This window comes from Candidatus Margulisiibacteriota bacterium (genome assembly GCA_041658645.1).
Lineage (GTDB): Bacteria > Margulisbacteria > WOR-1 > O2-12-FULL-45-9 > XYB2-FULL-48-7 > JBAZZV01.
Map to the genome: position 1 here is coordinate 129,406 of JBAZZV010000003.1, position 19,675 is coordinate 149,080.

Consider the following 19,675-nt stretch of genomic DNA (forward strand, 5'->3'; position numbering starts at 1 on the left):
ACTCGACTCGCTACAATTGTTAATCATTTCTTTTTAAAAAGGCGCGATTTGCCTTCCGCCAAGAACGCTCTGGCTTTTTCTACCAGGGTGAAGGACCATACTTTAAGATACTCATCCCGATTTTCGGCAAACATTTCAAAAAGAAATGGAGCTTTGCTTATGCCGGTAAATACGCGCACTAAAACATCCGGCGTCTCATAATTCTTAAGTTTGTCAAAGAGAGCGAGTAAAGCCAGTCCCTGCCTTTGCGGCGCCAATTTTTCAATGGCAGAAACTTCTTTTACGATCATTGCTTGATTTATTGCAAAAACCTCCGGCGGAAGAAAGGTTTTAAGGGCAGTCAGTATATCCCGTTTTAAGGGATGTGTTATTCTTTTTAAAAACTCTCTGGTCGCTTCATCGATTTCCGCGCATAAACCAGTATCAATAAAGTTAACCAGCTTTTTATCCCCTGCTTGATGGATAAAAATATTACCGCCGTGCGGGTCCGCGTGGAAAAAGCCCTCCCTAAAGATTTGCGCCAGAAATATTCTCTGAATCAATGATTTCACGGTGGAGATCAATTCAGCTTTGGCAGGGTCCTGCTCCGCTTCCTTAAGGGATACGCCGGGAGCCGCATTCTCAATAATTGTATTGTGATTTGAAAGCTCCATCACCACGCAGGGAACGGCCACAGAAATATTTTTTGAAGAATGTCCGGCGACCGCCCGGTTTAAACGACGGGAATTGGACTTTTCTTTTTCAAAATCGATCTCTTCCTTTATCCAGCTAAAGATCCGACCCGCGTAATCAGGTAAATGTGATACGCTATAGACCGCTTTTAGCTCGGGTTTAAGCGCTTCAAGAAGTTCACGAAAGCTTGCTTCTTCTTCCTGAAGATCTTTATAGGCTCTGGCGCGCCTAACTTTGAGGATATATTCCCGACCTTCGATTTCAACCAAGAATACCCCCTTGATCGAAGCTGAACCGACCGGTCTAATTATTTTTACATTTTTACTGACCAGGATCGGGTTGGTGTAGATGGCTTCCATGGCCTCTTCAATAGTCATCGGATTGGCATTGTCCTTTAGCTCATTAAGCCGGCTGTAAAGTTCCGGATAACCTGCTTCTATTTCCCGGCGGGAGGCAAGGATTTGCGCCAGCTTGACGCCGACTACGCCCAGGGCTCCCAGGAAAGCGCTGATTAGCGCCTCAAGGGAAAGGCGGCCTCGATTTTCGATAAGTTGATTGATCAATGCCTGCATGATCCGAAGTTTAGTTGACATCAGGCCAAGGCGGAAAAACTCCTTTAAGGCCTTTTCGGCAAACTGCTTCAATTTTATCGTAGATCCACTATCACCTTTCTTGATTTGCAGATGGTCTGCCAGTGCGGCATTAATGAATTTTTCCAGGGACTCGTGATTATCCGGAGAAAAGAGGCCTTTGTTGCCGGCGAAAAAGTTTTCAATAATTTCATCACGGAACGATTTTGAAGCGGCAAACAATTCTTTGAGCTCATCAAGATTGGCCCCTATTCCATTTTCTTGCATTGTAATAGCACCCGGTTTACCGCCTTTGCCTAACAACCAGAGCAGTATCTCCATTTTATTTTTCGGACTTTCTTGCGTAAGAGCGGCTCCCACGGTGCCTAGGGCAATGCTTTCTTTCCTTTGATACTGCCGCGACTTCCGTGAGAATAAAGGATTAATTACACTGCCGTATTCGGTAACGGTAAAAGAAGTCGATCGAAGGATTTCATTAAGATATTGATCGCGGGTCGGGGAAGGTTCCGGGAATATGGAACACAATAAGTTTATTTTATCATCAAGGGATCGCTGGTTTTTGATATGTTCTTCATAGCAATTAACTTTAAACTTGAATGCTCGCTCTTCATGATGAAAAAGAGAAATAACCAATTGTTGATCATCGAGAGATAATTGATTAAAAGTATCGCGAAACAGCTTGACCAAAACAACATCACGATAAGTGCTTTTATGCGGCCAGTATTTATTAAACCACGCTTGAAGCTCGCTGGTAGCAAGCCGTCGCAAATTATCAAAGCCATGGCGATGAAAATAAGCTAAATAAATTAAATCCCTGTGCGATATCCGCCTGCCCAGCCCTTCACTGGCAGGCGGCAGTCCATTTTCAGGGATTTTAAGATTAAGCATGGTCTGGTCGCCCGAAGCTTCAGTTAGCTTCATCAGCGCTTCTTCATTAAATCTGTTTTCCCTGATCAATTTATCTATAAAGGCGGAAACTAAAAATGTTTTAGGCCCGGACCTCGAAGTTTTAATAAGCAGTAAAAACATTTCATCCGACAACTCTTCCTGATATTCCTTAAACTCATCAGGGGAAACCAACAGATCGTTAGAACTCTTTTTGTTAAATCCTAATAAGTCATCAAATGATAATATGACTTGTGAGAACCCCCTGGCTCGATTCAAAATTTGAGGTTTAAGCCGATAATAACCGCGAGTATTAGGTTCAACTAAAATATCAGCCATCTGTTTGTCAAGATCAATTCCAAATCTGGATGCAAGCTCTTTAACAACTATTTTGATTTGAAACGCATCACTCAAGCCTAAAGAAAAATTGATCGCCCGCAAAAGTTGCATGAGCTCTTCTATTTTTGCATTTTTAATATATTTTAACAAAGTATCAGTATTTGCTATGGCAGGATATATTTCGAATATTTTGCAATAATCATCTATTGTAAACTCTCCTGGTGTTTTATTTTTTGACAATAGTTTTTCTATTGTTGCTGCGAGGTGTTGCCTGGTTTCCCCATCCTTTTCAGGGTCCTTCAATTTGTTTTCTATAATCTTAAGCAGCGACGGAATCCTATGTAATAATTCATCGGCCTCTTTGGTCGTATATCTGTAAGCCGCACAATCTAAAACAACAAACCAAAAAGAAGAAAGTTTATCAGAAAAAATAATCTCTTCGATCCGCTCTAGCGGCATAACTCTGCCAAGGTCAAACGGCGCCAGGGCTTCAAAAAGATGATTTTCCAAAAGAAACGAGAATATTATTTTATCTTTTAGTATTTCAGCGATAGTTTCAGGCGCTAACAACCTAAATAAAAGAATAATAAGTCCCTTATTATTCTCCTTAACTATGGCGTGAAGGTGAGGAAGCAGCAGTCCGGCTTCTAATTTATATATAACTTTTGTTCTTCCAAGGAGGTTGTTGACGGGAATCCCATTGAAAAGGGAGAGGGAAAGGAGCTCAATAAAACAAGCTGTTTCTTGAGCATTTTGGGGGGTAGCGCTAATTGCATTAAAGATCCTTTCGGATAATACTTTATTAAAACGTCTTAAAATAGATTCATAGGGCAAATCTCTTTTTGAATTATTCTTTCTTAAACAATCCAAAGCCGGTAAAGCGCGCAAAAGCGCGATGAGTACTTTCGCGCCGGAATTTTCTTTCCGTGGAATTCCAATAATTTCTGAAAAAATATCGATAAGCGTTTCTTTGGTCGAATCGGGCAAATCAAGAAATAGAACAATGCCGGCAATCTTTAGCTCGGCTAAATCGCGGGCCCTGGTTGCACTTTCAATCCTATCTATTCTTTCAATTCCATCGCGCAGCCATTTTATATCACCTTCTTTTGCAGCTCTATCCCGGATGTTGCTCACTGCTTGAGCTAATCTATCTTCCAGATCAGCCCTGAATGAGGCCCGATTAATTTCATCAACAAAATAATGCCAGGCAAAGCTTTCAAACCTTTCCTGATTCGTATCATTGGGAAAACATTTAGCATACTTGCCTCTTAGCGCAGTTTCATTGGATATTCCTTTGCTACTTTGAACTGCCAGAAAAAGTTTAAAATTTTCGCGCCAACCTGGATCGGGGATTGAACGAGACAAGTCGGGAGATTCAGAGCTAGTGAGCCAATAGTCTCTATTTGCAAACGGATATCCGGGGCTGATGATAAAAAGATATTCCGCCAGCGCGTCAAAACATCTTAACAATCCGGCCGTGATATCTTTTGCTCCAGGACCGTTCTTTCGCTTCATTGCTTCCTCAAACGGCGAAAGTATTCTTATCTCTTCAATTTCCTCGCCGGAAAATATTCGCGCCGATGATTCGTTGGCATAAGCCTCCGGATAGCTGTTCCTTACCTGCTCCTTAATAAAACTATTTCGCGCGTAAGGGTTGGGATGGGATTGAATTAGCCCGTAATTGGTTGAATCCGGAGACAGCTCGCGATCAGGAAAGAATTCGAATCCAGCATATCTCACATTAAACCTCGCCTTATCCATCATGACCAGGGCATCCCGGTCGCACTGGTTTTCCATATCATGAGCTCCCCATTTTTCTTTTTCTTCAGGAGCCAACTCGGTTTGCTCCGCATAAATGGTATGAGATATTTCATGGGCAACCACAAAAGCGATCGTATCCCAGTTAGCAAGTTCAGGGTGTTTAATAAGGGCATCAAAGATGCCCAGGTCAACATACACTATTCTTTTCTGCGGATGAGAATGGGCATTAATTGAATACGATTCTGTAAGAGCTATTTCAAAAGGCGCTTGTTTAAGTATCTCAATATTTTTTTCTATCCTCTCCCGATCAGGCGAGGGAAGCAAAGATGTGTCTTGACTGCAATAAGCAGTAACCAGATGGGTTAATATCTCGTTCAATTTAATAGTGAGAAGCGGGCGATTGGTGCTCCGCAGAGCGTCGTAGGGGATGTTGTTACCGGTCCTGGGAGTGAGGGCTTGCATAGCATGTATTCCTTGCCCACTTAACGTTAATGAAAGGGGAGGTGTTCCAGGAAGACGAGAGAGTACGGGGAAGCTTCCACTATTAATTGATGCGGCGCTTAAAACTGGAGACGCAATTTTACTGCCTTTACCTGACGGCATTAATGATGCTCTAATTTCCACGTATGTATATCGTGCAAATTTGATGAATATTTCACTTTTTTTGCAGGTCCCTTGCTGGTCCCTGGCCTGACAACAGCAAAAAAAAGGGTTGACAAGTTAGGCCGGAAATTGCTAAAATTAACCCAGGAACCAAGGCAGGGATGCCGTTTGATCGCCTTGGTATTTTTTTGTCCAAAAATGAAAGAACGCTGTTGGATCGTGGCCCGGCTCAAGGCGACCCTTGACCCGGAAAGGTTCGCCCATTCCTTAAGAGTTGAACAGGTCGCCCTGGCGCTGGCCCGCCGCCACCGGGTCAGCCTGAATAAGGCCTCGCTGGCCGCCCTGCTCCACGATTGCGCCCGGCGTGATAGCCGGAGCGGGCTCCTGAAAAAAGCGCGCCGTCTCGGTTTGACTATCGACCCGGTCCAGGCCCAGGAACCCAAACTCCTCCATGGCGAATTAGGGGCCCGTCTCGCCCGGGAAGAGTTCGAGGTCAAGGCTCGGGATATCCTGGCGGCCATCAGGCACCATACGACCGGCCGGCCCAAGATGTCAAAATTGGAGAAGATCGTCTTCCTGGCCGACCATATCGAAGAGGGCCGGGATTACACTGGTCTCAAAAATTTGCGCCGCCTCGCCTTCCGGGACCTGGACGGTGCGGTGGTTGAGTCGGCCAGCCGGCAGATCGCTTATTTGCTCCGGAAAAAAGTCCCGATCCATCCCGGGAGCGTCCTGACCCGTAATAGTTACTTATGAAAAAAACTTTTGTCATCATCACCGTGTTGCTGGTCTGCCTGGCGGCGGCCGTCGGCTTCGGAATCAGCATTGCCGCCCGGATTGCCCTGCTCGACATCTTTTTTAGCCTGACGCCGACCGCCGCGATCATGGGGGAAGCCAATATCCTGGTCCTCGGGGTGGATGACGCTTTCGGTCACCGCTCCGACACGATCATGGTACTCCATATCAATCCCGACAAGAAAGAGGCGGCCATCCTCTCGATCCCGCGCGACACAATCGTCACGATCCCGGGACGCGGCTTGGACAAGGCCAATCACGCCTACGCTTACGGCGGGGTCGAGCTGGCAAGGCGGACGGCCGCAGAGTTCCTGCAAGTCGAGATACCCTACTACATCACCGTCAACCTGGCGGGAATCGCGGCGCTGATCGACCAGATCGGCGGGGTGACAATTGACGTAGAAAAGAGAATGTATTATGTTGATTACGCGGGCGACCTCCATATTGACCTGCAGCCGGGGCGCCAGAAGCTCAACGGCAAGCAGGCGATGGGCTATCTCCGTTTCCGGCACACGGACAACGATTTCGCCCGGATCGGCCGGCAGCAGCAGTTCGTGAACTCGGTAGCGGCGGAGATCATGCGCCGGGAGAACCTGATCCGCTCCCCTAACCTCTTCATCTCTCTCCTCCAGTGCGTCCAGACGAACCTGAACTCGCGCCAGGTGCTCGGGTTATCGCTCGCCCTGCGCGGCGTACTGGAACTGCGCCAGTTCAGCATGAACATGGTCCCGGGAACCGACCTGATGGTCGACAAGATCTATTATTGGAAGCCGGATGAGGCCCAGGTCAAACAGCTGGTGGAACGCCACCTGGCCAAAAAGCGCCTGGCTGTCTCGCCGGGAGAATAACGATCAAACCAGGGGAGGCCCAGAAGCTGGTCCAACTGGTGGTCGAGGCGGCGGAGAGCAAGGGAGCGGAAGATCTGGTCGCTCTTTCGATCGGCCGGAGATCGAGCCTAGCCGACTATCTGGTCATCTGCAGCGGAGAGACAGACCCGCAGCTGCGGGCGATCGGCGATGAGATCAACCAGAGATTGCGTGAACAGAAGATCAAAGGGCAAAAATGGGAGGGGGTGATCGGTTCCGGTTGGTTGGTCCTCGATCTCGGCCCGGTCGTCGTCCACGTCATGCGCCAGGCGGAACGGGACTATTACCGGCTCGAGGAGTTGTGGGGCAAAGACGCGGTAGTGTATCATTACTAGGTTCACTTACTGCGTTATCAAAGTTTTTGAAGTTTGAGGTTGGATGTTTGAGGTTGTTAATGGGGCCGTAGCTCAGCTGGGAGAGCGCCTGACTGGCAGTCAGGAGGCCAGGGGTTCGATCCCCCTCGGCTCCATTTTCTCTCGCCCGCATTATTTTGGCAGTCAGTAAAAAAAAGAAGGAGCAAGACAATGGCTAAGGGTTCAAAAGGATCCAAGACGACGAAAAAGGGGAAATATGTTTATCTGTTCGGAGGGGCCAAGACCGACGGCGACGCCAGCCTGAAAAATCTGCTGGGCGGCAAAGGGGCCAACCTGGCCGAAATGGGCAAGTTGGGGATCCCGGTCCCGCCCGGCTTCACAATCACCACGGAAATGTGCACGGTCTATTACAAGCTGAACCGGAAGTATCCTAAAGAACTTTATCAGCAAGTCGAGGCCGGCATCAAGCATACAGAAAAAACCATGGGCGGGGCGATCTTTGGCGACAAAGCTAACCCCCTCCTCGTTTCGGTCCGTTCCGGCGCCCGCGTCTCCATGCCCGGGATGATGGACACCGTCCTCAACCTCGGCCTCAACGATGAGACGGTGATCGGCCTGGCCAAACAATCCGGCAACGAGCGCTTTGCCTGGGACGCCTACCGCCGCTTCGTCCAGATGTACGGCGACGTGGTCCTCGGCCTCAAGCCGCAGACCAAGACCGACCTCGATCCGTTCGAAGAGATCATGGACGAGGTCAAAAAGGAAAAACGGGTCGAGCAGGACGTTGACCTCAACGTCGCCGCCCTCAAGGAACTGGTCCGGCGCTTCAAGGCCGCCATCAAGAAGCGGACCGGCAGCGATTTCCCGGAAGATCCGTGGAAACAGCTCTGGGGAGCGATCGAAGCGGTCTTCGGTTCCTGGATGGGCGACCGCGCCATCAAGTACCGCCAGATCAACAAAGTCCCCCACGAATGGGGAACGGCCGTTAACGTCCAGGCGATGGTCTTCGGCAACATGGGGAACGACTCCGGCACCGGCGTCGCCTTCACCCGCAACCCGTCGACCGGTGAACACAAGTTCTACGGCGAATACCTGATCAACGCCCAGGGCGAGGACGTCGTGGCCGGGATCCGCACCCCGCAGCCGGTCAACCACTCCACCAAAACGTCCGCCGGCCAGAAGACCCTGGAAGAAGTGATGCCAGTTGCTTACAAGGCTTTGGAAGCGATCTATAAGAAGCTCGAGAAGCACTATCGCGACATGCAGGACATCGAGTTCACCATCCAGAAAGGTAAACTCTGGATGCTCCAGACGAGGAACGGCAAGCGGACCGCCGCCGCCGCCCTCAAGATCGCCTGCGATATGGTGGCCGAGAAATTGATCGACAAACGGACCGCCATCCTCCGCGTCGGACCGGAACAGATCGACCAGCTCCTCCACCCGACCTTCGATCCCAAGGCGAAAAAAGAAGTGATCGCCAAAGGCCTCCCCGCCTCCCCCGGCGCCGCCAGCGGCCAGGTGGTTTTCCACGCCGATGACGCCGAAGCCTGGGCCAAGGAAGGAAAGAAAGTTATCCTGGTCCGGATCGAGACCTCGCCGGAAGATATCGGCGGGATGAACGTGGCCGAAGGGATCCTGACCGCCCGGGGCGGCATGACCTCGCACGCGGCAGTCGTCGCCCGCGGCATGGGTAAATGCTGCGTGGCCGGCTGCGGTGATATCCAGATCGATTACAAGACCAAGCAGTTCAGCGTTAAGTCGACAGTCATCCGGGAGGGCGAATGGCTCTCCATCAACGGGAGCAGCGGCGAAGTGATGAAGGGTAAAGTGCCGACGATGACGGCGACCCTTTCCGGCGAGTTTGGCCAGCTAATGAAGTGGGCCGACGCCGAACGGCGCCTGAAAGTCCGGACCAACGCCGATACCCCGCACGACGCTAAAGTCGCCCGCGAGTTCGGCGCCGAAGGGATCGGCCTCTGCCGGACCGAACATATGTTCTTTGAAGGGGACCGGATCAAGGCGGTCCGCGAGATGATCCTGGCCGACGACGTTGCCGGCCGCAAGCTCGCCCTGGCCAAGCTTCTGCCGATGCAGAAAGGCGATTTCATCGGGATATTTGAGGCGATGGCCGGCCTGCCGGTGACGATCCGCCTCCTCGACCCACCCCTGCACGAATTCGTCCCGCACGAGACCGCCCAGCAGCAGGAACTGGCGAGCGACATGGGGGTCAGCCTGCAAAAGGTCCAGCAAAAAGTTGAGTCGCTCCACGAGTTCAACCCGATGCTCGGCCATCGCGGCTGCCGCCTCGGCATTATCTATCCGGAGATCACCGAAATGCAGGCCCAGGCGATCATCGAAGCGGCTTGCGAGCTGAAGAAAAAAGGGCTCAAGGTCATCCCGGAGATCATGGTCCCGCTGATCGGCGAGGTCCGAGAGCTGGTCAACCAGGTCGACCTCATCCGGAAAGTCGCTGCGGAAACGATGAAGAAGTTCGGGGTCAAGATCGAATACCTGGTCGGGACGATGATCGAGATCCCGCGCGCCGCTCTGACCGCGGACAAGATCGCCGAAGTGGCGGAATTCTTCTCTTGCGGCACCAACGACCTGACCCAGATGACGATGGGCCTCTCCCGCGACGACGCCGGTAAATTCTTGCCCGCTTACGTCGAGATGGGGATCTATAAGAACGATCCGTTCCAGGTGTTGGACGGTGAAGGGGTCGGCCAGCTGGTCGAAATGGCGGTCAAGAAGGGGCGCCAGACCAAAAAAGACCTCAAGGTCGGGATCTGCGGCGAACACGGCGGCGACCCGGAGTCGATCGAGTTTTGCCATAAAGCCGGCCTGAATTACGTCAGCTGCTCACCCTATCGCGTGCCGATCGCCCGCCTTGCCGCCGCCCAGGCGATGATCAAAGAAAAGACGAAGGCCTCGACTAAATAATTGATGCTCATCCGCAAGGAGATCGAAAAACGGGAGAGCGGCTACCTATCCAGGTACGCCGCTCTGTCCGCTCACAGCCAGGGGCGCGCCGTGCCGGAGAAGGAGTGCGATTTTCGCACCGCTTTCCAGCGTGACCGCGACCGGATCATCCACTGCAAGTCTTTCCGCCGGTTGAAACACAAGACGCAGGTCTTTATCTCGCCGATCGAGGACCATTACCGGACCCGGCTGACCCACACCCTCGAAGTGGCCCAGATCGCCCGGACGATCGCCCGCGCCCTCCGCCTCAACGAAGACCTGGCCGAAGCGATCGCCCTGGGACACGATCTCGGACATACTCCTTTCGGCCACGCCGGCGAGTATGTGCTCGACGATATTTTGAAAAAATATTACAGCAGTTCGTTCTTCCATAATTTCCAAAGCGTCCGGGTGGTTTCGGTGCTGGAGAACGACGGCCACGGCCTGAACCTCTCCCAGGAAGTGATCGACGGGATCCGCAACCACACCCCCGACGATCCACAACCGGCCACGCTGGAGGGGCAGATCGTCCGCCTGGCCGACCGGATCGCCTATTTACAGCACGACATCGAGGACGCGATCCGGGCCGGCGTCCTGACCCAGCGGCAATTGCCGGCACAGCATTTAAAGATCCTAGGGCAGAACATTCTCGACCGAATGGTCAAGAGCGCCATTCTCAACAGCCGCAACCGCAAGACGATCAGGCTGAGCCGCCCGGTCCAAACGGCCATGGACGGCCTCTACGATTTCATGTACCGCCACGTCTACACCAACCCGGCGGCCAAGCAGGAAGAAGAGAAAGTGCCGGAGCTGATCCATCAGCTCTTCCGCTTTTATCACTACAGCGCCGCTTTCCAGAAAGGGTTCAAGGAGGCGGACCAGCTGCAGCACACCGTCGATTTTATCGCCGGGATGACCGACCGCTACGCCATCAATAAATTCCAGGAGCTGTTCGTCCCCGACGAGTGGAGGAAACCTGTTTGATCCCCAAAGAGCAGATCGACGCGGTCCGGAGCAAGGTCAATATCATCAACATCGTTTCCGAGTACCTCCCCTTGCGGAAACGCGGGCGCAACCACCTCGGCCTCTGCCCTTTCCACTCCGAAAAGACCCCGTCGTTCAACGTCTCGGAAGAAAAGCAGCTTTTCCACTGTTTCGGCTGCGGCGAAGGGGGCAATGTTTTTGACTTCCTGATGAAGGTCGAGAATATCAGCTTTATCGAAGCGGTCGTGGAGCTGGCCGGCAAGGTCGGCATCGCGGTCGAAGCTCCGGGTGGCAGCAGCGGCCCGACCCGTGGCGACAAAGAAAAGCTTTATGACATCCTCCTCCTGGCGGCCCGTTTCTTCCGGCAGGAGTATGAAGGAACGAACGGCCAGGCCGCCCGGGATTATGTAGCGGAGCGCGGCATCAAGGCCGAAACGGCCCGGACTTTTGGTCTCGGCCTCGCCCCCCAGGGTTGGGAAATTCTTTTCCAGCACCTGATCGCCAGAGGGGCCTCACCACAAATGATCGAGCTGGCCGGCTTGAGCCTGCCGCGCGAAGACCAGAGCGGCCATTACGACCGTTTCCGCAACCGGTTGATTTTCCCGATCCTCGACCTGCGCGGCCGGGTGATCGCTTTTTCCGGGCGAGCGCTCGGCGACACCGATCCGAAATATCTCAACTCGCCCGATACGCCGGTCTACCACAAGGGAGAGACTATCTTTGGCCTGAACCTGGCCAAAGAGGCGATCAAACAGCAAGGGTATTCCATTCTGGTCGAAGGAAACCTCGACCTCCTCTCGGTCGCCCAGGCCGGACTAAAGAACGTGGCGGCCCCCCTCGGCACCGCGCTGACCGCCGCCCAGGGCAAGTTACTCGGCCGTTTCGCCGATACAGTAGTGTTGGCCTATGACGCCGACGCGGCCGGAGAGAAAGCGGCCGAGCGCTCGGCCGAGCTCCTCCTCGGCTCCGGTTTCAAGATCAAAGTGGTCACGCTGACCGGGGCCAAGGATCCCGACGAATTTATTAAACAAAAAGGGGCCGACGCTTTCCGCCAGGCGGTCGAGAACGCCCTCCCCTATCTCGAGTTCAAGATCAGGCGGATCGTCGCCCGCCACAACCCAGCCGAGATCGAGGGCCGGGCGCGCGGCCTGCGCGAAGTGGCCGCCTTGCTCGGGCAGGAAAAGGACTCTTTTATTCAGCAGGAATACGCCAAGCTAGCCGCCGGTTTCCTGAAGATGGAAACCGAAGCGCTCCTGGCCGAGGTCAAACGCTCGGGCTTTTACCGGAGCGGGAAGAACGACCAGCGCCGGGTCACCGGCAAGCCGGCCTCTCGCCAGGCCGAAGCGGAAAAGAAGCTGATCGCCCTCTCCGCCCAGGACCCAGAGGCGTTGGCGGCGGTAAAAAAAGAGCTTAGCCCGGAACTGTTCCAGTCGCCCGAGGCCCGGACCATTGTCACGGTCCTCTTTGGTTTGGACCCGGCCGCGGGGAACGACCTCCCTAATTTGATCGTCGACAACTTGAGTGACGAAGCGGCCAAACGCTTCCTGACCCAGGTCCTGTTGAGCTCTGATCTGGAAAATAAGGCCGAGATCCTCTCGGATTGCATCAATGTGATCAAGGCCGAAAACGCCCGGGAGAGGATCACCAATTTAAAAGAAGAGTTGCGGGCGGCCGAAAGCGCCCATGACGAGCGGCGGGTGGCGGAGTTGCTTTCCACCCTAAAGGCTGAAATTTCGTAGCAAGAGCTGCGATAACAAATCGGAGGGGATCGCATGTTTGGGAAAAGAGACAATCTGGAATTACTGCGGGCGGCGGCTTCGCGCAAGGGGTACCTTACGCCCGAAGAGATCCTTTCGGTCTACCCGCATCCGGAAAGGAACCTGGACGAGATCGAGCAGCTGCTTGACCTCGGCATCGAGCTTTCCGAGAAAAAGGGGAAAGCCGCCGAGGAAATACCGGTCAAGGCCGACGAGCTGCACCAGGAGCTGGCCGAGATCAAGGGGATCGGCGTTGACGACACCGTCCGCATGTACCTGCGCGAGATCGGCAAATTCCCCCTCCTGACCTCCGAAGAAGAGATCGTCCTGGCCAAGCGGATGAAGACCGACGACATGCGCGCCAAGCACAAGCTGGTCAACTCCAACCTCCGCCTGGTCGTCTCGATCGCCAAGAAATACACCGGCCGCGGCATGCTCTTCCTCGACCTGGTCCAGGAAGGTAACCTCGGGCTGATCCGGGCCGTGGAAAAGTTCGATTACCGCAAAGGGTATAAGTTCTCGACCTACGCCACCTGGTGGATCCGCCAGGCGATCACCCGGGCCATCGCCGACCAAGCGCGCACCATCCGCATCCCGGTCCACATGATCGAGACGATCAACCGGCTGCGCAAGACCTCGCGCATCCTCCTGCAGCAGCTCGGCCACAAACCAACGGAAAAAGAGATCGCCCAGCGGGCCAGGATGTCGGTCGACAAGGTGCGCGAGATCATCCGCATCTCCCAGGTGCCGCTCTCGCTGGAGGCCCCGGTCGGGGACGAAGAAAGTTCGCGGCTGGGTGATTTTGTGGAAGACCATTCGATCCAGGCGCCCGACGATATCGTCTTGCAGGGTTTATTGCGCGACGACCTGGAAGATGTGATGAATACCCTCTCCGAGCGGGAGCGGACGGTGCTCAAGCTTCGCTTCGGGCTGGATGACGGTCATCCGCGGACTTTGGAAGAGGTTGGCCGGGTCTTCAACGTCACGCGCGAGCGGATCCGCCAGATCGAAGCCAAAGCACTGCGCAAGCTGAAACACCCGACCCGGGCCAAGAAACTGAAGGAATACTTAAAGTAATTATTCTTTAGGCCACGCCGAGAGGTCTGGACCGTATTTTTCCTTGTTCTCGGCCAGCCTGGTCTTGAGCTTGGCGACATTCTCGCCCAGGCTCTTGATCGTCTTCTCGAAATCCTCGACCTGCTTGATCAGTTCTTCGAAACTCTTGACCTTTTTCTCTTCCGCCATGTTATTTTCCTCCCGTTTTTTTTGGGCCCACTAGGATTCGAACCTAGAACCTGTCGATTATGAGTCGATTGCTCCACCCTTGAGCTATGGGCCCGTTTTTTCAGTTTAGCCCAACTTGTCGCGTCAGTCAAGGCGTGGTATTATTGACGACACTGCGGGCGCGTAGGTCAGTGGTAGACCGCTTCCTTCACACGGAAGAAGTCACAGGTTCGAGCCCTGTCGCGCCCACCATTTTTCCCTGGTTTTTAAGGTATTTGGGCGGTTAGTTCAGCTGGTTAGAACGCCTCGCTTACACCGAGGAGGTCGTAGGTTCAAGTCCTACACCGCCCAATCTTAAAACTCACCTTGAGCAATCTCTCCCCGCACCTTCTCCAGCATTCGCATGAAAAAGCGGAGGTTGTGGATCGTCAGGAGCTGGAGGCCGAGGATCTCCCGCGCCCAGAAGAGGTGGCGGATATAGGCCTTGGTGAAATCGCGGCAGGCATAGCAGTCACACTCCGGGTCGATCGGGGTAAAATCCTTTTCGAACTTGTTCAGGCGGATGCTCGTCTTCCCTTCATAGGTCAGAAAAGAACCGTGCCGGGCCAGGCGGGTCGGGATAACGCAGTCAAAAAGGTCCGCCCCCAGCTTGATCGCCCCCAAGATATCCTGGGCATACCCCACGCCCAGCAGATGCCGGGGAGCTTTCTCGGGCAGGATGTCCGTTACCGCGTCCAACATCTCAAACATTTCCGCCTGCGGCTCGCCAACCGACAGTCCGCCGATCCCATAGCCCGGAAAATCCAGCCCGGCGATCTCCTCTGCCGACCTCTTCCGCAGGTCAAGGTAAGTACTCCCCTGCACAATGCCGAATAATGTACCTTGTTCGGATTTAGGATTTAGGATTTCGGATTTAGACTGCTTGGCCCATCTCGTCGTCCTGACCAGCGCTTCTTCCGCCAGCTTTTTCTCGCAAGGATAAGCGACGCATTCGTCGAGCGGCATCATGATGTCGGAGCCGAAGGCGGTTTGGATCTCGAGGACGCTCCGGGGAGTGAGGAAATGTTTGGCCCCGTCGAGGTGGGAAGTGAACTCGACCCCTTCATCGGTGACCTTGCGCATGTGGGCCAGGGAGAAGACCTGGAAGCCACCGGAGTCGGTCAAGATCGGCTTGTCCCAGTTCATGAACTTATGGAGTCCGCCCGCCGCCCTGATCAGTTCTGGACCAGGCCGGAGTAAAAGATGGTAGGTGTTGGAAAGGATCATCTCGGTCTGGATCTCGTTCAGGTCGCGCGGCGACATTGTTTTGACGCTCCCTAGCGTCCCGATCGGCATAAAGGCGGGGGTATTAACGACCCCATGGGGGGTGTAGAGCTTGCCAACGCGAGCTTTCGTTTTTTTACTTTTTGAGGTGATTTCGAATTTATAGTCCATAGTTATAATATTAACATGGCATCGCCAAAAGAGAAGAAGCGGTATTTCTCATTAACGGCGGTCTGATACGCCTTCAGGATAAAGTCCTTGCCGGCAAAAGCCGAGACTAGCAGGATCAGCGTCGTCCGCGGCCAGTGAAAGTTAGTCACCATAGCGTCAACGACCTTGAATTCATATCCCGGAGTGATAAAAAGGTCAGTTTCACCTTTAATTATTACATCCTTAATCCCCCCTCTCTTCCTAAGAGAGGGGGTTAGGGGGTGAGTTGGGGATAAAGGAAGTGAGTTAAAGACCGTCTCTAGCGCTCTGACCGAAGTAGTCCCGACAGCAATGACCCGCTCCGCCGCCCTCACCGCCTCGATCGTCTCCTTCGTTATCTCAAAATACTCGGTGTGCATCTTATGGTCTTCGATCTGCTCGGTGTAGATCGGCTTGAATGTCGCCAAGCCGGTGTGCAGGGTAATAGTCGCTATCTTTACCCCCTTGGTCCTGATCTTGTCTAACAATTCCGGCGTGAAATGCAAACCGGCTGTCGGCGCCGCCGAGGCTCCTTCTTTTTCGGCATAAACGGTCTGATACCTGCTTTCCGCGCTCGACTTTCTATTTTCGACTTTCTTGATGTATGGGGGAAGCGGTAACTCCCCCGCCTGATGCATATATTTATCCAGGTCGCCCTCAAAGTTTATGATCTGCTCACCCGTTTCTGTTTTTTCCAGGACCGATCCGACGATCTCATTGTCGCCGAAGATCACCCGTGATCCGACTTTTAATCGTTTCCCTGGCTTAACCAAACATTCCCAAATTTGCCGGATATTCGGATCAAATGTAGCGGCAGTCTTTAGACTGCCATTTATTGGCGACCTAAAGGTCGCCGCTACATCGATCCGCCTAACTAACAACACTTCAACTTTAGCTCCACTCTCTTCTTTCCGCCCGATCAGGTTGGCGGGGAGAACCTTAGTATCGTTCAGCACTAACAGGTCGCCCGGTTGAAAATAATCGACTATTTCGTGGAAGGACCGATGCTCCAACTCTCCGGTTTTACGGTTAACGACCATTAACCTGGAATGGTCCCTTTGGGCGGCCGGCTCCTGGGCGACCAGCTCGGGTGGGACGTTAAAATCGAAATCGGCTATTCTCGTCATATTCCCATTATATTAGGGAAACCCTTGCGGGGCAAGGTTTTCGGGTGTAAAATCAGGCCAAAGGGGGTTCCAATATGATGAGTTTTTTACAACCGATCTCGATCCTGCTCGAAGGGGTGGTCGTCAGCCTCGGTTTGCTCCTGGCCCTGGCCAAGAAAAAGGTCTATGGTTGGGGATTCGTCGTCACCTTTGGCGTCTACGTCATTTATGATACGGCCAAATTCTTTAACTTAAGCCTCTCGGCAGATTTATTATATGTCGCTTTCTTCCTGGCCACCCTGTCGATCCTCTGGGCGATCTGGCGGATAAATAAGGAGGTTGCCTGATGTTCGACTTTCCTAATCTTTCCCCTACCCAGGGCTTGCTGCTCACGCTGGTCATAGTCTGGTCCCTGGTTTGGAAAGGGCTGGCTCTCTGGCAGGCGGGGAAAAACAATCAACTGGGCTGGTTTATCTGTTTGCTGGTCCTTAATACCGTTGGCCTGCTGGAAATAACTTACCTTTACTTCTTCCAGCGGAACAAGAACTAAGCCTCAACTTCAAATTCTGAAGTGTTCATTTACGCGTTATCATAGTATAATTTTGTTATTCGGGGCGTGGCCCAGCTTGGTCTAAGGCGCTACCTTGGGGTGGTAGAGATCGTGGGTTCAAATCCCGCCGCCCCGATTTTTTTTATTTCCGCCAGACCAGGTTCAGGAGGAGGGTCAGCACCAGGCTGACCAGGATCATCGTCGCCAGGGGGACATAGACCGTCAACCCTTCGCGACGGTAGACGATATCGCCCGGTAGTCGGCCAAACCAGGGTAGTTTCGCCATCAGGAGAAAAAAGCCGCCGATCACCACGATGATGATCCCGATATAAATAAGCATCCGGCCGAGTGATTCAACTGCCATGTTAATTCAAAGCAAAACGGACCGGGAGTTCGAACCAACTGGCTAAGGCTGCCCCGCCCTGCGCCGCCGGCGAGAACCGCCATTGCTTGACCGCTTGGACGGCCGCGGCATCAAGCTCCGCCGCGCCGGAAGAAACCTGGACTGCGATCTGTTCCGCCGCGCCGGACAACCCAACCAGCACGGACAATCGGACCAGGCCTTCCACCCCATTACTTAACGCCGTTTCCGGATAGATCGGCAGGACCTTATTGGTCACGCTGGGCGGAACAATGGGGAGCGGGAGGGAGGTTTGAACGGGAGCCGGTTGGGCAACTGTCTTCGGCGCTTCAACCGCCCTTGTAACCGTCTTGACTGCCGTCACTCCCCTCTGCACGGTCATCTCTTCCCCGATAAAGACCGGGGTATTCGCCGTTACCCTGACTTGTGGTCTAGCCAGATAAACGGAAGCGGCCACGCTCGCCACCAATACGGCCAAGAGAACGACATTTTCCAGAGACAATTCTTTAGCTTTGATCATATTATTACCTCCTAAAACCTACCAACCTAACCACCCAAAATTATACCAGACTACAGCTCCCACTTCACCCCGATCGAATAGTTCCGGCCGGGCATGGGATAATTTCTGGGCGCGAATGTCGCCGGATCATAGCCGACTACTTCGGCATATTTTTCATCAAACAGGTTGTTGGCCGCCAATTCAACGTTGATCGCATCGGAAACCTGTCTTGATATTTTGAAATCGACCACCGTATAAGCCGCCAGTTTAAGGACATTAGTTTGATCGGCATACCTCTCACCAACAGATTTAATTAACAGGCTGGTCCCGCCGGAGACCAGGCCGACCGTGTATTTATTGATCGGGGTATAGGGGATCGTTTTATCAACGACCAGCGGATTGGCATCTTTTTTATCTATCACTTTTTGGCAAGTATAATTAATGAAACCCTTGCCTTCTTGGCCAATGCCCCGCGCCAGTTCCACCTCCACCCCTTCGCTTTGCACCTCACCGATATTTTTAACCTGGGTAACGTAAGTTGACGGATCATAAGCCCACAGGATCAGATCAGTCACGCTGGATGTAAAATAATTAATTCGGGCCGATGTTTTATCGGCCAGCCGGCGTTCCAGCCCAAATTCATAGGAAACTGATTTCTCCGGTTTCAGGTTCACGTCGCCGAACATGTTCCAGTTGACATCGTTCCAGTAGAGCTCATTCAGGGTCGGCGCGCGAAAGGCTGTGCCAGCCGATGCCCTGAACAGTAAATTATCAGCGGCCTGATAAACAAAGCCCGCCCTCGGATTGATCGAGGTCCCGGCCGTGGAGTGTTTATCGCCGCGGATGCTCGCCGTGATCGTCGCTCGATCACCGACCTGGACTTCATCTTGAACGAAAGCTGCGTAGTTATTGATGGCGTGGTCGCCGGACATAGTCGTTTTGCCCCTGTCTTCCCGGCCTTCCAGGCCATATAATATTTTTCCGATCGATAGTTCGAAGTTCTGGCTCCACTCGAGCCCCGTCTGCTGGGCTTCATTGGTGCTCACGCCAAAAATATAGGGACTTAATCTCTGATCGAGAATATTTTGATAAACCCTCAATTGGAAATTGTCGTTTTTCAGCCCCGCGCTGGCAAAAGTATTGCGGTCCGTTTGCCGGTCGTTCGGTTCGCTGGCCGAGGCCGGGTCGGTCTCTGAAATCGGCACGCCGGGAACACCCTTCTTCGCGTCATACAGATTGTAATCAACAAAAAATTGCCCGATCGGCAGCGGCTGGACGAGCTTGCCGTAAACATTGGTTGAAAGATAATCCCCGTTAGCCCTGAAACCGCCCGACTTCAGCTGGCCGACGGACAGCAGGAATTTTTCATTGTTCAACTCGACCTTGTACTGCTGGGTACCGAACGACCCGGTCATGGCCGTGAAGGTCTTCGTTGGTTCTTTCGGAGATTTGGTAATAATATTAATAACACCGGAAAGAGCGTCGGAGCCGTAAATCGCCGACAGCGGCGCGCGAACCACTTCGATCTTGGCCACGTTATCCAGCAGCAGGTCGCCGACATCAAACATCCCCAAAGTCGGCGAATTGATCCGCCGGCCGTCGATCATCACCAGGACCTGCGACGAATTTGCCCCCCGCAGTCGCACCGAGGTAACGGAGCCGAGATTGCCGTACGAGATCACGTCCGCGCCGGCGACAATTCTTAATGCTTCCCCAACCGTTTTAAAACTTTTCAATTCAGCGGAGGCGATCGTTGTTGTATCCCACGGGCTCTGGCTTTTTAATTGGGGCAATCTGGAAGCGGTCACAACAACTTCTTCGCCGTAAAAACGCGGAACATCCAGGGAAAATGACGAATGACTAATGACGAATGACAAATGAATGAGTAATACTATTAAGGATCTGATAACCCGATAACCTGATAATCTTTTTTTCTGTGCCATCTCTATACCTCCAATA

16 protein-coding genes and 5 tRNA genes are annotated in these 19,675 nt (G+C 53.0%); 13 read left to right on the plus strand and 8 right to left on the minus strand.

Going from position 1 to position 19,675, the window contains the following annotated elements; all coding sequences use genetic code 11:
- Positions 1 to 23: 23 nt before the first annotated feature.
- Positions 24 to 4,871, minus strand: a complete 4,848-nt coding sequence (locus tag WC903_03475; protein ID MFA5893008.1) for an AarF/UbiB family protein — start codon at positions 4,869 to 4,871, stop codon at positions 24 to 26.
- A gap of 177 nt (positions 4,872 to 5,048) precedes the next feature.
- Between WC903_03475 and yqeK the strand changes: the two genes are divergently transcribed.
- The 8 genes from yqeK (at position 5,049) to rpoD (ending at position 13,601) form a co-directional block, all read left to right on the plus strand.
- Positions 5,049 to 5,606: a bis(5'-nucleosyl)-tetraphosphatase (symmetrical) YqeK gene (gene yqeK / locus WC903_03480; protein ID MFA5893009.1), complete on the plus strand. Its 558-nt coding sequence runs from the start codon at positions 5,049 to 5,051 to the stop codon at positions 5,604 to 5,606.
- Positions 5,603 to 6,493, plus strand: a complete 891-nt coding sequence (locus tag WC903_03485) for an LCP family protein (protein MFA5893010.1) — start codon at positions 5,603 to 5,605, stop codon at positions 6,491 to 6,493. The genes yqeK and WC903_03485 overlap by 4 nt, the downstream gene beginning before the upstream one ends.
- Positions 6,494 to 6,531: 38 nt before the next feature.
- Positions 6,532 to 6,846 (plus strand): ribosome silencing factor, encoded by a 315-nt coding sequence (gene rsfS / locus WC903_03490; GenBank protein ID MFA5893011.1) that lies wholly within the window; start codon positions 6,532 to 6,534, stop codon positions 6,844 to 6,846.
- A 61-nt stretch (positions 6,847 to 6,907) separates the two neighbouring features.
- Positions 6,908 to 6,980 (plus strand) — tRNA-Ala (locus WC903_03495).
- A gap of 55 nt (positions 6,981 to 7,035) precedes the next feature.
- Positions 7,036 to 9,765: a pyruvate, phosphate dikinase gene (gene ppdK / locus WC903_03500; protein MFA5893012.1), complete on the plus strand. Its 2,730-nt coding sequence runs from the start codon at positions 7,036 to 7,038 to the stop codon at positions 9,763 to 9,765.
- Positions 9,766 to 9,768: 3 nt separating this feature from the next.
- Positions 9,769 to 10,767, plus strand: a complete 999-nt coding sequence (locus tag WC903_03505; GenBank protein ID MFA5893013.1) for a deoxyguanosinetriphosphate triphosphohydrolase — start codon at positions 9,769 to 9,771, stop codon at positions 10,765 to 10,767.
- The gene (gene dnaG, locus WC903_03510) at positions 10,764 to 12,506 is read left to right on the plus strand and encodes a DNA primase (GenBank protein ID MFA5893014.1); all 1,743 of its coding nucleotides are present in this window, start codon (positions 10,764 to 10,766) and stop codon (positions 12,504 to 12,506) included. The genes WC903_03505 and dnaG overlap by 4 nt, the downstream gene beginning before the upstream one ends.
- 33 nt (positions 12,507 to 12,539) lie before the next feature.
- On the plus strand, positions 12,540 to 13,601 hold the full coding sequence (gene rpoD / locus WC903_03515; protein MFA5893015.1) for an RNA polymerase sigma factor RpoD: 1,062 nt from the start codon (positions 12,540 to 12,542) through the stop codon (positions 13,599 to 13,601).
- On the opposite strand, the gene WC903_03520 is transcribed toward rpoD, so the two are convergent.
- Together WC903_03520 and WC903_03525 are read right to left on the minus strand one after the other, a co-directional pair.
- A complete protein-coding gene (locus WC903_03520) occupies positions 13,602 to 13,769 on the minus strand; it encodes a hypothetical protein (GenBank protein MFA5893016.1) in 168 nt (55 codons plus the stop codon).
- A gap of 22 nt (positions 13,770 to 13,791) precedes the next feature.
- A tRNA-Ile gene (locus WC903_03525) sits at positions 13,792 to 13,863 on the minus strand.
- A 62-nt stretch (positions 13,864 to 13,925) separates the two neighbouring features.
- Between WC903_03525 and WC903_03530 the strand changes: the two genes are divergently transcribed.
- A tRNA-Val gene (locus tag WC903_03530) sits at positions 13,926 to 14,000 on the plus strand.
- Between the two features lie 25 nt (positions 14,001 to 14,025).
- A tRNA-Val gene (locus WC903_03535) sits at positions 14,026 to 14,099 on the plus strand.
- A gap of 3 nt (positions 14,100 to 14,102) precedes the next feature.
- On the opposite strand, the gene tgt is transcribed toward WC903_03535, so the two are convergent.
- Entirely contained in the window at positions 14,103 to 15,182 is a 1,080-nt protein-coding gene (gene tgt / locus WC903_03540) for a tRNA guanosine(34) transglycosylase Tgt (GenBank protein MFA5893017.1), read from the minus strand.
- A 2-nt stretch (positions 15,183 to 15,184) separates the two neighbouring features.
- On the minus strand, positions 15,185 to 16,327 hold the full coding sequence (gene queA / locus WC903_03545) for a tRNA preQ1(34) S-adenosylmethionine ribosyltransferase-isomerase QueA (protein ID MFA5893018.1): 1,143 nt from the start codon (positions 16,325 to 16,327) through the stop codon (positions 15,185 to 15,187).
- Between the two features lie 74 nt (positions 16,328 to 16,401).
- On the opposite strand from queA, the gene WC903_03550 reads away from it, so the two are divergent.
- From WC903_03550 to WC903_03560, 3 genes are all read left to right on the plus strand, one after another.
- Complete coding sequence (locus tag WC903_03550; GenBank protein MFA5893019.1) at positions 16,402 to 16,653, plus strand: hypothetical protein; 252 nt, start codon at positions 16,402 to 16,404, stop codon at positions 16,651 to 16,653.
- The gene (locus WC903_03555) at positions 16,653 to 16,856 is read left to right on the plus strand and encodes a DUF5652 family protein (protein MFA5893020.1); all 204 of its coding nucleotides are present in this window, start codon (positions 16,653 to 16,655) and stop codon (positions 16,854 to 16,856) included. Before WC903_03550 ends, WC903_03555 begins: the two co-directional genes overlap by 1 nt.
- Before the next feature lie 60 nt (positions 16,857 to 16,916).
- Positions 16,917 to 16,992 (plus strand) — tRNA-Pro (locus WC903_03560).
- Positions 16,993 to 16,998: 6 nt separating this feature from the next.
- Here the strand turns inward: WC903_03560 and WC903_03565 are convergent.
- From WC903_03565 to WC903_03575, 3 genes are read right to left on the minus strand one after another with little or no spacing between them, the layout of a single operon-like run.
- A complete protein-coding gene (locus WC903_03565; protein ID MFA5893021.1) occupies positions 16,999 to 17,220 on the minus strand; it encodes a DUF2905 domain-containing protein in 222 nt (73 codons plus the stop codon).
- A 1-nt stretch (position 17,221) separates the two neighbouring features.
- Positions 17,222 to 17,737 (minus strand): energy transducer TonB, encoded by a 516-nt coding sequence (locus tag WC903_03570; protein MFA5893022.1) that lies wholly within the window; start codon positions 17,735 to 17,737, stop codon positions 17,222 to 17,224.
- Between the two features lie 50 nt (positions 17,738 to 17,787).
- Positions 17,788 to 19,593, minus strand: coding sequence for a TonB-dependent receptor (locus tag WC903_03575; protein MFA5893023.1), 1,806 nt, complete (start codon positions 19,591 to 19,593; stop codon positions 17,788 to 17,790).
- Between the last annotated feature and the right edge of the window lie 82 nt (positions 19,594 to 19,675).